The 15408-nt window shown below is 44.1% G+C and carries 7 protein-coding genes and 2 tRNA genes; 4 read left to right on the forward strand and 5 right to left on the reverse strand.

From position 1 onward, the window contains the following. Nucleotides 1-182 precede the first annotated feature (182 nt). The 5 genes from DN068_RS07455 to DN068_RS07475 all read right to left on the reverse strand — a co-directional run bounded on the left by DN068_RS07455 (nt 183) and on the right by DN068_RS07475 (nt 12840). Entirely contained in the window at nt 183-8483 is an 8301-nt protein-coding gene (locus DN068_RS07455) for an Ig-like domain-containing protein (RefSeq protein ID WP_123985276.1), read from the reverse strand. A 1109-nt stretch (nt 8484-9592) separates the two neighbouring features. Next, nucleotides 9593-11029, reverse strand: a complete 1437-nt coding sequence (locus DN068_RS07460; RefSeq protein WP_110998280.1) for a Glu/Leu/Phe/Val family dehydrogenase — start codon at nt 11027-11029, stop codon at nt 9593-9595. A 26-nt stretch (nt 11030-11055) separates the two neighbouring features. Then, nucleotides 11056-11268, reverse strand: coding sequence for a CcmD family protein (locus DN068_RS07465; protein ID WP_110998281.1), 213 nt, complete (start codon nt 11266-11268; stop codon nt 11056-11058). Nucleotides 11269-11336: 68 nt separating this feature from the next. After that, the gene (ccsA, locus tag DN068_RS07470; RefSeq protein ID WP_110998282.1) at nt 11337-12047 is read right to left on the reverse strand and encodes a cytochrome c biogenesis protein CcsA; all 711 of its coding nucleotides are present in this window, start codon (nt 12045-12047) and stop codon (nt 11337-11339) included. A 136-nt stretch (nt 12048-12183) separates the two neighbouring features. Then, nucleotides 12184-12840 carry a heme exporter protein CcmB gene (locus tag DN068_RS07475; RefSeq protein ID WP_110998283.1) on the reverse strand — a complete coding sequence of 219 codons (657 nt, stop codon included), beginning with the start codon at nt 12838-12840 and terminating at the stop codon, nt 12184-12186. Between the two features lie 313 nt (nt 12841-13153). Between DN068_RS07475 and DN068_RS07485 the strand changes: the two genes are divergently transcribed. From DN068_RS07485 to DN068_RS07500, 4 genes are all read left to right on the forward strand, one after another. After that, a tRNA-Gly gene (locus tag DN068_RS07485) sits at nt 13154-13226 on the forward strand. Between the two features lie 61 nt (nt 13227-13287). Further along, nucleotides 13288-13373 (forward strand) — tRNA-Leu (locus tag DN068_RS07490). 238 nt (nt 13374-13611) lie between these two features. Continuing rightward, entirely contained in the window at nt 13612-14679 is a 1068-nt protein-coding gene (locus DN068_RS07495; RefSeq protein ID WP_110998285.1) for a site-specific integrase, read from the forward strand. Nucleotides 14680-14687: 8 nt separating this feature from the next. After that, the gene (locus DN068_RS07500) at nt 14688-15383 is read left to right on the forward strand and encodes a hypothetical protein (protein ID WP_110998286.1); all 696 of its coding nucleotides are present in this window, start codon (nt 14688-14690) and stop codon (nt 15381-15383) included. The last annotated feature ends 25 nt before the right edge of the window (nt 15384-15408 follow it).

The following is a 15408-nucleotide window of genomic DNA, read 5'->3' on the forward strand; positions in this document are numbered from 1 at the left end:
CTTAACAGTCGAATAACAACAAAAAAGCGAACCAAAACGTCTAAAAATGGCGCAAAAATCAATGATATTTTTTATCAGTTTTTTATCCTGAGGCAAGCATAAAACCAAAAAAGGGAATAAGCCGAGTGGCTTATTCCCTTTAAGTTATTCAAAACGTATCAACGTTTTAACCTATCAACACATTAATGACTCGTCTTCACCAGTTTCTCAATTTTTACGAGAATATCGTTTTCATCAAGTACACGGATCATATAAACGCCGTCGGCGTAATTGGAGATATCTATCTGCTTCGCTTTTTTCACATAATCGAGCACACGGCCGTCTACTGCACAAAGTGCGACATTCACATCTTTCGGCGCATCGATATATACTTTAGAAGAAGAAGGATTCGGATAGATTCTTACCATCTCTGCTTTTATGGTTTCAATACCGAGGAACTGAATGTTTGCAATTGCAGACATCGTAGGGCAACCATTTGGTGCGGTACCCAGCACCGTATAGTAGCCGTCTTGTTCCACTGTGTAGCTGGCATTTGTCGCACCAGGAATCGGTGTGTTATTCAAATACCATTGATAAGCCGTAAAACCAGAAGTACTCAGTGTTGTACCATTGATGGCAATAATCGGATATACCAGCGGCACCACCGTTACTACCTGATCAAGAGAAAGACCGGTACAACCGTTTGGCGTAGACACACGAACCGTAAAAATGCCAGCTTGTGATACAACGGTATAGTTTGCACTGGTAGCACCGTTGATCGGGCTGCCATTTTTATACCATTGATAAGTGTAATTAAGGCCCGTGTTTACTGAAAGTATCAGATTATCACCTTCACAAAGTGCCAGCGGTTTGTTGTGCGTCACAACAGTATTCGGAGCAGTGAATGTGCTGATGGTAACAGCCGTCGTGGACGTAGCAGTACATCCGTTTGCAGTTGTCACCTGAACCGTGTAATTGCCCGCTGTACTTGTGCTATAAATCTGACCATTAGCTCCCGGAATAATAGCACCGTTCAAATACCACTGATAAGTGTAGCCTGCTCCGGCCGGAGCTTCCAATGCAGCTGTATCATTCGCACATATCGTCGTTGCTGTAAGTGCTGTAATATTTGCTGTAGGTAATGGGAACGCTGTAACATTTATTGCCGATGATGTATTCGGACAAGTACCGTTGGAGACCGTCACCGTATACGCCGCTGTCTGAGTGGCCGTGTAGCTGGATGTTGTGGCACCGGGAATTGGCGTTCCATTTTCTTTCCAGGTATAGGTAAGTCCTGTTGTTGGCGATGCATTCAATATTACGTCACCACCAATGCAGAATCCAATTGGTCCGGATGCAGTAACAGTAACCGCCGGTAACGGATTTACCGAAATCACGACGCTGTTTGATGTAGTGGCACATCCGCCATTAGAAACATCGACAGTATAAGTGCCCGCCTGTGTTGCATAATGTATGTTGGCGGTTGCACCTGCGATAGTAGTACCATTACGTTTCCAGATATAAGTAAAACCTGTACCCGTATTCGCAACCAGCGCAGTACTATCACCCAGACAGAAAGTTGTATTGCCTTGTGCTGAAATAGTAGCCGTTGGCGGTGGCAATACTGCTACATTAACAGCTGTAGCCGTTGCACTACAACCATTACCGGTAACGGTTACCGTGTAAAGCCCAGTGGCGGTTGCTGTATAGCTGGCATTGGTAGCACCATTGATACTACTTCCGTTTAGCTTCCATTCATAAGTAAGACCTGTACCTGTAGCAGCATTCAATACTACATTACCGCCTGTACAAACCGTAGTTGGTCCGCCGGCAGTAATGGTTGCAGTTGGTAAAGGTGTTACGGTAATATCAGTTGCTGCGGACGTAGCAGCACAACTGGCAGTTGTTACAGTCACCGTATAACTTCCCGCAGCGGTTGCAGTGTAAGTACCGCCGGTAGCACCATTGATAACTGCGCCATTCAATTTCCACTGATACGCGTACCCTGTACCTGTAGCCGCTGTAAGCACAATGTTGTTACCCGCACAAATGGCAGTCGCAACAGATGGTGTAATCGTAGCTGTAGGTAAAGAATTGACGGTTACTGTTACCGGAGTGGCAGCAGTAGAACATCCATTATAAGTTACCGTCGGTGTATATGTAGTCGTGGTTGTCGGCGTTACCGCTTGTGGATTAGCCGTGCCAACAACTGTCGCACCGTTACTCCAGGATACATTCGCTAATGAAGTACCAACAAGCTGCAAGCTATCAATCAGCCAACCATAATAAGTCGTTGAAACATCTGTAGTAATGCGGAAACGGATTTTAAACTGTGTACTGGTCAATGCGGCTGCCGGAATGTTGATGGTTTCATTTTTCCACAGTGCATTGGTTGGTGTCGAACTAGCTCCGGTAAAGTTGGTGATCCAGTCGGCATAACTGCGTGTAGAGAAAGAAACGCCGGTGCCAATCATTGTACCGGTACCAGCATAGCTAGAAGCAGGGAAAGTTGTCCATGTAGTACCACCATTCGTAGAATACTGTACGAAACCAGTGTCATATGCCGTCGTTGGACCTTCCATAGCTGCAATATGAGAGAAGGTAAGTTTCGCAGCAGTATAAGGCGTCAGATCAACTGGCGAAGCTGATGAAAGGTTTACGTCAGCGTAAGCAGAAGTTGTTTTAAACAAGAGAGAACTACTACCCTGCGCAAAATAAGTAGTATTCTGTGCTGCTGATACTGTACCAGAAACAGAACTTGTTGCAAAGGTTGTCAGCGGGAAAGAAGCATCTTCAAAGTTTTCCTTGAAGAAAGGCGCTGTGATCATTGCTTTCAGCGTATCCGGATCACCCGCACAAATAGTAGGTTTTGTCACAGAACTAACCACTGGAATATTCGCAAATGTATTGATCACATTTACCGTTACCGAAGCTATCGCGGTACAACCAGCATCTGTTGCGGTTACCGTATACACATAAGACCCGGCAGCAGTTGGCGTCGCTGTAATATTCTGACCTGTTGTACCAGTCGCAGGAATATCGCTGCCCGTTACCGGACTTGCCGTCCATTTGTACGTGTAGGTATTTGCCGTACCAACTTTCACAGTAGACAGATTTAACGGACTATTGAGACAAGCTGTTGTCGCAGTCACCGTACCGTTAGCTTTCACACTGATCGAATCTGGCTGCGTTACAGTCACTGTAACTGGAACACGAGCACTTTCACACAAGCCTGAAGAATCTGCTACATAAAAAGTAGTTGTTGTATTGATAGCACCTGTATAAGTGTTGCCACCTCTTTGCAGTACAGTATTGCCCGTTGCAGCATTGTACCATTTGTAAACACCAACACCGCCAGATACGGAAGCCGTTGGCACAGCAATACCACATTGGTTTGAATTCGTTGCAACCGGCGTTGCAGGTGTCGGGTAAACAGTTACATCTACCGTTCCTGTTTTAAAACAACCTGTAGTGCTATTGGTAGCTTTTACTGTATAAGTCTGCGTTGCTACTGTCGAACCTGTATTGGTAGGTGTAACAGTAACTGCATTTCCCGAAACAGCGCCCGGATTCCATTGCCATGTCATAGCACTGGTCACGTTTGTACCAACTTGTCCGGAAAAAGTGGTAACCGGTCTGGTAGTGGCAGATGAACCTGCAGTGACCGTACAATTGGAAACAGAGCCCGAATTATCGTACAATGTTTTGTTGGTTGTGCTTGCCATTGCTACGGAACTTGAACTATTACTAGAGTAATCGTGACAGATGGTCACCACAATATTAGAGACTCCGTCCCATGCAAATGGTGTCGTAAATGTATGCGTGTTTAAACCTGATACCGCAGTATAAGACAAAGGCCCATAAACAACAGTAGGTGTGGCTGTGTTGAAATTGGTTGTAATAGTTGTTGCCGTTGTAGGCGCAATTTTAATGGTATAATTACCCATTGTACCATTTCCCAGACTAGTTACATTAAAAGCAAGCGCAGTTATATTTCCTAACTGAAGGCCTGCTGCATTCAATTCAGCCGCAGTAAAAAGATATTGGGCTTTGTTTGCATAACCCGAACCTTCTCTATATGGTCCGCCTGTAGTACCCGTCGTTGATTGCGTACCTACAGCTGTAGTACCTGCTGAAGCAGATACGCTAAAAGCAGATAACGCTACCTGCGTACCCGTACATATCGCATTAGGCGTAGCACTCAAATTGACAACAGTTGGCAGTGGATTGATCACAATTGTCTTATTGGCTACAGCAGTACAAGAACCATCCACACCAGTCACGGTATAAACATAGCTGCCAGCCGCAGTCGGTGTGACATTTGTGCTATTACCTGTTACGGTGCCCGACATGCCACTACCTGTTGCAGGTGCTACTGTCCAGGTATAAGTATAGTTGTTGGCAATGCCTGTTTTAGCTGCCGTCATCGCAACCGCACTACCGATACAAAGGCTGTCTTGTGCAGTATTAATGGTCAGTTGATCTGGAGTGCTGACCGTTATAACTACCGGTACACGCGGACTTTCGCAAGCACCCGTAGAGTCTGAAACATAAAAAGTAGTGGTAGTCGTGACAGTACCTGTATAAGTGCTGCCGCCCGTCTGCAACAAACTTCCACCGGTGGCAGCGCTATACCATTTGTAAGTACCCACACCACCTGATACGGAAGCCGTAGGAACACCCACACCACACTGCGTGGAATTGGTAGCTGTTGGTGCTGCAGGTAATGGGATGGTATTTACGACAACGCCGTTAGATGTCAACTGGCAGTTGTTCACATCTGTAACCGTCGCCGTATAAGTGGTAGTGTTTATTGGCGATACAGTCAATGGAGAAGTAGTGCCTACAGTGTTTGCACCGTCTGACCAGGAAAAAGTATAGCCAGGTTTCACGCCGGAAAGTATCATTTTAGGTCGTGCATAATTGTAATCCGAGTAAGTGGTAACACCACACATGGCTGCCGGTGTATAACTATCATGATACTCGAAAGCTTCAGATGCAAAAGACGTGGCGTCATATTTTACTTCAGCGGCACTACCGCCAGAATTATTATTACTCCAGCAAATTTGTACCACAAGATTTGAAGTACCGTTCCATGTAAATGGTGTTGTAAAATTGTAGGTATTAATACCAACTACCGGCGTTGCATTGTTGCTATAAACCTGCGTCAGACTGGACATAACAAAACCATTACTTAAATCGCTGGCAGTCGTCTGCGTCAGATTAATGGCAAAACCGGCATAAGTAGTGCCTGCAGTAGTTACATCAAGTGCAAGCGAAGTAAAATCACCCGCCGAAAAACCTGCGGCAGTGAGTTCACTGGCTCTGATCATGTATTGTGCTTTATGTCCGCCGAAATAATGGCTAAACGGACTTATGTCATCGGTGTTATAAGTTCCGCTACCAGAAGTAGTGGAAGCACCCGCACCAAAAGTAGCGCCGAGAGGCACCACAACTTTCAATACACTTGGGCTGCCAGAGCATACGGTAGACAAACTTGCAGTTGCGGTAGCCGTAAGACCAGTCATCGGCGCATCGCTGTAAGATGGGCCATTGGTCTGTTTGACATTTGTTCCGTCGGCAACTACGACACTCCAGGCAACAGTCGCATTAACCGGTGTAGCTGCCGGAATAGTTGCCGTCCAGTTAGAGGCAGCGCTTGTGCTGCCGCCAGTCATAGCAATTGGCGTTTGTGCAATACCATTAAATGAATAAAGTAAGGTCACCGAACTAACGGATCCGCCAGCCAACGGTGATACATTAGCCGTAATAGTGCGCGCAGTCGCGGTACATTGTGTGCCTTGCGGTGTCATCGCCACACTATTAATTGCAGGAGTCAATGCCACACCGTTAAATTCATCTGCGCCAATATCCGGAGCAGAACCGCTGCCAGTATAGCCTGCATTACCAGCCCTTGCTTCCCCGTCATAGTCATCAGTCAATCCGGTAATGTTTATGCCGCCACTTTCTGCATAAGTTGACGCACCGCCAGTTAAATGCAGATAATTTGCTGCACTGCCTGTTGTGCTTGCAAACGCAGGGTTCTCGGTAACAGAAGTTGTGTCTTTACTATTGCCGATATACGACTTATACGTGGCCAGCGTTTGTTTGCCATTGGTCGCCGATGCCGATGCTCCTTCCCCGTAAATTAAACGGTTAGCTGCTGCCGTACCCGCATAAAACAGATTGCCATTAGAGCCAACCTGATATTTTGCACCCGGAGCTGAAACATAACGAAACGCTGCACTGTACCCACTTGTAGACCCTGGCGTTGAATTATTAACGAGGATATTATTACGCAGCATCACCGTAGGTGTAGTAGACGATACATACAAAGCACTACTGCCAAATGTCGCACCAGTGCTCGTAGCATTGAGGTTTACCGTATTGTTATAAACATCTGCAGCTGCAACGCTCGATATGAAAATACCCACTACCGCATTCGCATTAGTAGCAGCAGGCGCTTTGATATCTCCTACAAGGTTATTATAAACCGTGTGCATGGCACTAGCTACGAGATAGATCCCGTATGCCTTTCCGCCGCTCACGCTTGCAGTAACGTCGTAAACCTTATTTTTATAAGCCGTATTGACAGAGATAGTATTGTTTCCCGCATTCAGATAAATACCATAAACATTAGATGAGCCCGATGTTGACAACGTGTTTACTACGTTCGAAAACACATTCAAATTGTTCGTGTAGTTCCCGCCATAGATGCCATAAACATCACCGCCACCGCTGATATTACTGATCGTGTCGTTGTTGATATTTACGTTATCACCGTATCCGTTATAGATTGGATAAACAATGCCTGTGCCGTTGGAAATATTCGTGATTTTATTTCCTGTATAGTTGACATTCTGTGTGGACAAAGTATTTGAGTACAATCCATAGAATGCACCTGTGCCACTTGCTGTAAAACCGGTAAATACATTCTTTGCAAACGTAGCAGTACCAGCACCGCCAGCACCATTGTAGTAACAATAAAAGGCACCATTTTTTCCACTGGTTCTGGAAACGCCTGATATCAGGTTATTCTGGAATGAATAGCTGTCGGTGTTTGTACTGTTATAAACAAAATAAAAAGAACCGGACACATTCAGATTCGTAAAATTCTGAAACGAGTTGCCATTTATAGTAAGCGTGCCAGTCACTGTAGCGTTATTATACACCACATAATTCGTGGTAGTATTTGTCGTCGTACCAAAACTGAAACCTGAGAATGAGTTATTGTTAATGCTCAGACTGGTCGGAGTATTATCATTATAAATCCCTGGCATTTTACCAGTCGTAGCCGTTGTAGACATGCTGCCAATGGTATTATTATTCGCATTGACTGTGGTCGCTGAAGAATTCAGGTAAATACCATACAACCAGCCTGTGGTCGCAGTAGCATAAGTTCCCTGAATAGTATTGTTATTTACGTTGATTGTATTGCTATTGGCAGTAGAACCAGCTTCCATATCAATCGCATAAATGTTTTGCGTAGTACCGCCGCCGGTCATGTTTACCGTGTTGTTATTAACACTACCCGCAGCACCTTCAGCACCCGGCAAGTAGATACCACGCAGTGTGTTTACATGATTTGCTCCGGAGCCGTTATTGTTGGTTACAGTGTTGTATGAGATATTAAAACTCCATACATTTTTCGCAACAATACCTGCAGCAACCTGCGTTGCGCTGGCACCACCACCAAAGTTGATGACCGTATTGCCCGTAGCGGTGGTAGCACCACCAATATCATTATTGGCGTCAGCTGATGTATATGGAGCAGCAGCCGCATAACCACTGAGTGCAATACCAGTGTTACAGTTCTGTACTGTGTTACTATAAAATTTATTATTGGAACTCGCGCCTGAAGGTGCTGCAACAGTAAGCGATGCCTGCGTTGTTGCAGGCGTACAGTTCACCATTTCAATACCTGTAGCACCCGGAAAGAAGGGGCTGGAAGAACCCGCAGCCGTCCAGTTAAGGCGGTTAAGTGTTATAGTACAATTTTTAATCGTGTTGTTTTGCGCGCCGTCGGTTGCACTCGCTTTGAAGAAAGCATAACCATATTCCATTAAAATACCAGCGGCAGCAACCTGCGTAGAAGCAGCGGCCGCAGCAGTATTATTGGCGCTGTTTTCTGCAAGGTTAATGCCATCAATAGTCACATAGTCGGAACCTACGAAATTCCAGATACCGTCGGGCGTTGCAGAAGCAGCCGTAGCAGTTCCGGAAGTGTTTGAGTAAGCGGTAACGATCGGATTGGCGCCGGTACCGGATTTCTGAAAGATGATCGGATTAGCCGATGTACCTGTTGCGGTAAGTGAAAGCGTTGCTGTAAGTGTCTCTGTATAGCCTGCAGCGACATTTACGGTAACACCTCCCGTTCCTACACCTTGGGTATTGAGCGCAGAAACAACAGATGCAATGGTGGGATAAGAACTACCAGGAACGGATAAGGTGCCCGATAACTGGGCGCGTGCAGCGGTGGTAGCCCCTACGAGACATAAGCTCATAAGGACCTTTTGTAAGGTTAATTTCATACTCAGAATTGAAGTAAAAAAAAGCGTTGATGTGTAGCAAAGCCAGTAGTGATTCGGGTGTGCATAGAGTGGTCGGTTAATTCCTAATACGTGTTTGGTAGCAGTAATGTTTAAAAAATATTGTTTTGGGCATGCCTACGGCAAAACAGGTGCTTGAAACACCAGTGCAGGCATCGATAATTATACCAGATTATAGTCCGGGTAGCTGGACTGTTTTGTTTTATTTAAGGAGGGAAATGCAGTAATCCCAATTCGGTTTATGGTAAAAGCATTTGTTTACAGGTAGCACGTCAGTAATGTGCGAACGATCAAAATAGGTTAATTATTTAGCAATTTTATAACACTTCAAATCCGTTAACAGACTATTAACAAATCATTAAGTAATTAAAAACCTTGAAATCATCATTTTATTCGTATATGAAAAAAATAAGGTTTTGGTTTAATGGCGTGGAAAAAAATATCTGATCGCCGATGTCTGATTTTCCGATCGCTGATTTTAGGCACTCAAAGCGTAAAGCCTAAAGCTCAAGGTTTGTTCCCCGCGGTAATTCGAGCTATATTAAAATAAGTGTCACCCTGAGCGGAGGCGAAGGGCCACGCACAATGCTTCGACTGCGGTCAGTATGACATCGCGCTTTGCCCGCGCATCATCGTACAGACGTTGCACGCTACATCTCCAGACAAAAAGAAAAAAGCCCCGGATAACACAAGCTATATTAAAATAAGTGCCCCCCGGAGCGGAGGCGAAGGGCCTCGCACAATGCTTCGACTGCGCTCAGAATGACATCGCGCTTTGCCCGCGCATCATCGTAAGACGTTGCACGCAAGGTCTCCAGACAAAAAGAAAAAAGCCCCGGATAACACAAGCTATATTAAAATAAATGTCACCTGAGCGGAGGCGAAGGGCCACGCACAATGCTTCGACTACGCTCAGCATGACATCGCTGCTTGCGGGACACCTCCTACCGTCGACATGACAAACACGAGCATATATCCACAGCCCGATACTTAATATTTACTACTTGATACAAAAAAAAGAGACTCCTTTCAGGAGCCTCTTTCTATAAAAAGCAGATAAACTACTATGGGAAGATACCGAGTTCTTCGTAAGCAACACCAACTTTGTTGATTGCTACGATGAACGCTGCAGTACGCATATCAACGCCAGGGTTAGCTTGCATAGCTTCGCGGATTTCATGGAAAGAACCGATCATAGTGTCTTCCAGACCAGAATAAACCAGATCAACTTCATCCGGACCGTGCAGCAGTTGTTTGCGCTCGATGTCAGTTACAGTTTTACCAGTCATGTTTTCTACCGTTTTGATGATAGAAGCATTCTGGTTTTCGCTGAAACGTTTGTCCATACGACCGAAACGAACGTGGCTCAGGTTTTTCAACCATTCGAAGTAAGAAACAGTAACACCACCTGCGTTCAGGTACATGTCAGGAACAATGATTGCACCTTTCTTGTTCAGGATTTCGTCAGCTTCAGGAGTCAACGGACCGTTAGCGCCTTCACCGATGATTTTAGCTTTGATGCGGTCAGCGTTACCAGCATTGATAACGTTTTCCAGCGCAGCAGGAATCAGGATATCACATTCTTGTTCCAGTGTATCGAAGCTATTTTCGAAGAAAGTAGCACCAGGGAAACCTTTGATAGAACCTGTTGCTTTACGGTGAGCAACTACTGCTTCCAGATCAAGACCTGCAGCGTTGTAGATACCCCCTTCGTATTCAGCCAGACCAACGATTACAGAACCACCTTCAGCGAAGAATTTAGCTGCGTGATAACCTACGTTACCCAGACCTTGTACGATTACTTTTTTACCTTGAACACCAGGAGTCAGACCCAGTTTCTTCATGTCTTCAACAACGTTACACAGTTCGCGAACGCCATAGAAAACACCAAGACCTGTAGCTTCAGTACGGCCACGAACGCCGCCCTGGCTAACTGGCTTACCAGTTACGCAACCCAGTGCGTTTACATCACCCGGATTCAGGGATGCATATGTATCAGCGATCCAGCTCATTTCACGAGCGCCTGTACCGTAGTCAGGAGCAGGTACGTCGATACCAGCACCGATGAAGTTTTTCTTCACCAGTTCAGATGCATAACGACGTGTGATTTTTTCGAGTTCGAAAACGCTGTAGTTTTTCGGATTGATACGGATACCGCCTTTCGCACCACCAAATGGTACGTTTACGATAGCGCATTTGTAAGTCATCAGCGCAGCCAGGGCCATTACTTCGTCCTGGTTTACATCCATGCTGTAACGGATACCACCTTTACATGGCAGTTTGTGATGAGAGTGTTGTACACGGTAAGCTTCGATTACTTCTACTTTTTCACCGATACGAACAGGGAATTTCATACGGTAAACTGAGTTACAAGCTTTGATTTGTTCCAGAATACCAGATTCAAAACGAGTGTACTTCGCAGCTTTATCGAAGTTGCGTTCTACGCCTTTAAAGAAGCTGTAATGCTCTTGCTTGGCATTGGCAGTTGCTGTTTCTACCATAAATTGTTAGTTAAAAAATAAAGAGGTTAATTATTTTTTTCAAGCTTCTTAATCTTGCGGTCGAGGGATACCAGAAACGCAATAATTCCGGCAAAGATAGTAGCTAATACTAAAACCACAACGTATATTTTACCATTACTGCGGAGGCCGTCCGCCATTTCCGGATTATCGCCCTGAGCCCTTGATACAAAGGAGATTAGCAATAAAAATATGGTTGTAAAAAACGATGCTTTGCGCATTTTTATATAGTTTATACTAACTGTTTCACAATATTTAAGAATACCTTCACAAGTGAGTGCTTGCTCACCTAGGCTTTAGACTTCGCTGCTATTTTTTCCTCCAGTTCAAAACGGAAACTATTGTCCTTTTTGTACTTAATCAGATTGAGGCGAATGCAAAGACTGGTAATCCACACCGACAATAGAATCCACGCAATGATCGCCGGATAAAACACCATACGCATGTCACTATCCAGATCATATTTACTAAACGCAGGATTGCCGCTGCCACCGGGGTGCAACGAACTTACCATACGCGGAATCACGAAAATCAAAGGAATCATCAGCGCGAACGCGAAAATATTCATCACCGCACTGATATTGGCGCGCTTCTCTTCATCTTTAATACCGGCGCGCAGCACGAGATAAGCAAAATAGATCAGCATACACAAAGCCGCACAAAGCTGCTTCGGATCACCCGTCCACGGACCGCCATCCCAGGTATACGTAGCCCATTCCATACCTGTGAGCATACCAAGCACACTAAATAAGATGCCGACATTAGCGAACTGTACCGAATAAATATCGTCTTCCATTTTGCCGGAACGCAGATATTTGATGGCGTACCAAAACGATACAGCAAACAAAATCACCATAGCGAACCACATCGGAACGTGAAAATAAAGGTTGCGGATCGTCTCGTTAAGAATAAACAGTCTTGGCACCGGCAACAGCATACCACCGATCAAAGTGTAAGCCAGCAGCGCAACACAGACGATTTTCCACCAGGATTGTCGCATAGACAATAAAAATTTGGGGCAAAGGTAGGCTTTTGCTTTAATCCCGTATACATCTTTGTAACATTAAGTTCATATTCAAACTTATTACAAGTAAATGATAATCATACGATAAAACAAAACGAGACCAACTACCCTGCTATTCTTTCCAGAGAAAAGGAAAAAGAATAACGGAAAGGACCACCACCAATCCGTCAAAAAGAGCCAGTACGCCGGCAAGTGTCCACCAACCGGGTTGATAAACCGGCGCGATGGCTTTGAGTGCCAGATTGCCCAAGATCATCAGTACTGGCGTCACCAGCGGAAAACCGATAATGGCCATCATCCCTGTATTCTGATTGGCACGCGCCGCAATTGCCGAAATGAAAGTAAATACCAACGCCAGACTCACACCACCGAGCAATGCCACGCAGGCGAATAAACCATTTTGTGTAATGGGATCGCCGAGCATGATCCAGAACAAGATGAGGCTGACCAGCGTCATGAAGGTCTGCAGCACGAGGCTGTAGATCATTTTGGCGAGCATGAAGGTTTGTGGCTTGACGATGCTGTAATAGTAACGAAAGCGAGAAACGGACTCCTGCAAGAAGCTCTTGGCAACTGCGTTTACAGCAACAAATAATTGGGTAAGCCAGAACAATGCGTTCCAGACTTTATCCACCGGCTGACCGTTCATCATATAGATCACAAACACGGTAGAGCCCACGTAGAGCAGGACGCCGAAAAGCGTATGCTTCTGCCGCCACTCCATGACTAAATCTTTCCGTACTAATGATAATAAAGGACTCGCTGCCATAAAACCGGGCGTAAAGGTAAGCGGCGCGGTTGGTTTTGGGAACTTTTTGTGTGCGCTTTTTCGAATAGCTATTCTATTGATTGAGATAAGATGACAACTTTTGCGAAGTCCAATCTGGGGACGTTTTGTATGCCGACATACAAAGCAAACGTGATGAAATGAATAATTTTTCCTTTCATAAAGTGCTCCTGCAAAGACTTACAGCGTTCATTACTAGAGCAATCTCAAAAAAAATCGAAAAAGGATTTGCAATTTTAGAGTCCTGCACTATCTTTGCAATCCCAACAACGGGAAACAAGTTCTTAAAACACATGCGGAAGTAGCTCAGCTGGTAGAGCATCACCTTGCCAAGGTGAGGGTCGCGCGTTCGAATCGCGTCTTCCGCTCGGAGAATTCCAAACCATAACGGTTTGGAATTTTTTATTTAAGCACTATTTTAGTGCGGCTGCCCTGGTGGCGGAACAGGTAGACGCGCAGGACTTAAAATCCTGTTTGCCGTAAGGCGAGTACGGGTTCGATTCCCGTCTGGGGCACACAACCCACCGAAAGGTGGGTTTTTTCATGCCCGTACATGCCACAAATTCAACGTTTTCCTGTTTTTGTTTAGCTCCAATATTCTCTTGTTTTCGCTTTTTTTGTTACTCTGTTGTTACTTCAAAAATTTTCGGTTTACTTTTGTAAAACATTATCCAACCAAAGGAATCAAAACGATAAAAACATCGGTGAATCTACATTACATCACTTTTTTAAAGTAACAAAAAGCAAAGTAACATGGGTGTGACGCTTAGAAAACGGAAGAATGCGGACGGTACGACCTCGCTAATTCTTGATATTTACCACAATGGTAAACGCAGCTATGAGTTTTTAAAGGATTTGAAACTAAAAACGAAGCCTAGCTCACCTATCGATAGACAAACAAATAAAGAGAATTTAGAGCTCGCCGAAAGCATTAGAAATAAGCGAGCACAAGAACTTGTAAGCAGTGGTTATGATGTCGTGACCTCCTTCAAAAGCAATGTAGATTTTATCCAATACTTTGAAAACTACATTAGCAAGTACACCAAGAAGGATAAACGGAACATGGAAGGAGCATGTAATCGGTTCAAAGCATTCATGAAAAAAGAAGGCATCAAAAGCCTTACGATGAAACAGCTTAACGAGAACATCGTTTTTAAATATTCTGAATACTTGCGTGAGACATCGCAAGGTGAAGGTGCTAGCAGCTATTTCAAACGGTTCAAAAAAATGATTAAGCAAGCAGTAAGAGAGAAAGTGCTATTGAACAACCCGACATCCGATGTAACAATAAAAAGAGACGATAGCCTTGTGAAACAAGTGCTCACAATAGACGAGATAAAGATACTTGCAGAAACACCGATAACTAATGGTGAAGTAAGGAATGCATTTTTATTTTGCTGCTTTACGGGGCTGAGTTGGATAGATGTAAAAGAATTAAAGTGGAAACACATTGATCTTAGGAACCAAAAATTGACGAAGGTAAGAGCAAAAACAGGCACAGAAACTGTAGTTAACTTACACAGCACTCCCCTTTCAATGTTGACAGAGCCAGGTCAGCAAGAGGATTTAGTATTTACTTTACCAAGCAACACTGCCGCGCTTAAATCCCTTAGAAGTTGGGTTTCGAAAGCAGAGATTCAAAAGCATATAACATGGCACTGTGCTCGTCACTCCTTTGCAACCAATCTTGTCCACTATAAAACTGACGTCACAATTATCAGTAAGTTGTTAGGACACTCCACGCTTAAATATACCCAGAGATACACCCACATCGCCGAAGATTTAAAAAGGGAAGCGGTCAATAAACTACCGACTATTTAAATTACACTATGGAACCGACGACAGACATGCGCAATTTCCCGAACCCAGACTATGTAGAGATAAAAAAATATCTCAATGATCGAGTTGTAAACGAAATCTATTTTAAAAAAAACTTCTCGCTATTCGTTCAAAAGGATAAATATATTCGATTCCGCGAGTTCCTAGAAGACGAACAATTAGCATCTGACGCCAACCTATACTTCTTGGGGCTTTATTATTTTGATGCGCTAGATAGTGCCAAATGGAGCACTAGCATTGAATATTATAAAATACCCAATAACTACAATCAGGATTTGAAGGGGTTAAAATCTTTTTTTAAAGAATTAAAATCCGCTTATGAAAACCCTAAAAAGAATACAAATGACGAGGACTATTTACAGTCATTAACATTCAAATCAAATAGGAAAACTGTATCAGTAAAGACACACCCTTTATTGTTTGATATTTTCTTTGAACTTTCCGATTGGGTAGAAAATCAGCCCGAGACAATAGTACCCAAAGAAAAAAATGTCGCCGCATACTACCGTGATTTTATCAAAAGAACGCGGCCTTTATTTAATTATTTGCGTCATACCCATTATGCTAAAGAAACCGATCAAACGATTTATTCTCTCGTAGCAAATTTTGTCGATGCTTTGGGGTTTAATTGGGAAGACAAGGATGAAATAGTTAAGAGCGAGTATATTCGTAAGGCATATAATTAGTACCCGCTTTTATTTAAAGACACTA

It is taken from the genome of Taibaiella soli, assembly GCF_003236175.1.
Lineage (GTDB): Bacteria > Bacteroidota > Bacteroidia > Chitinophagales > Chitinophagaceae > QKTW01.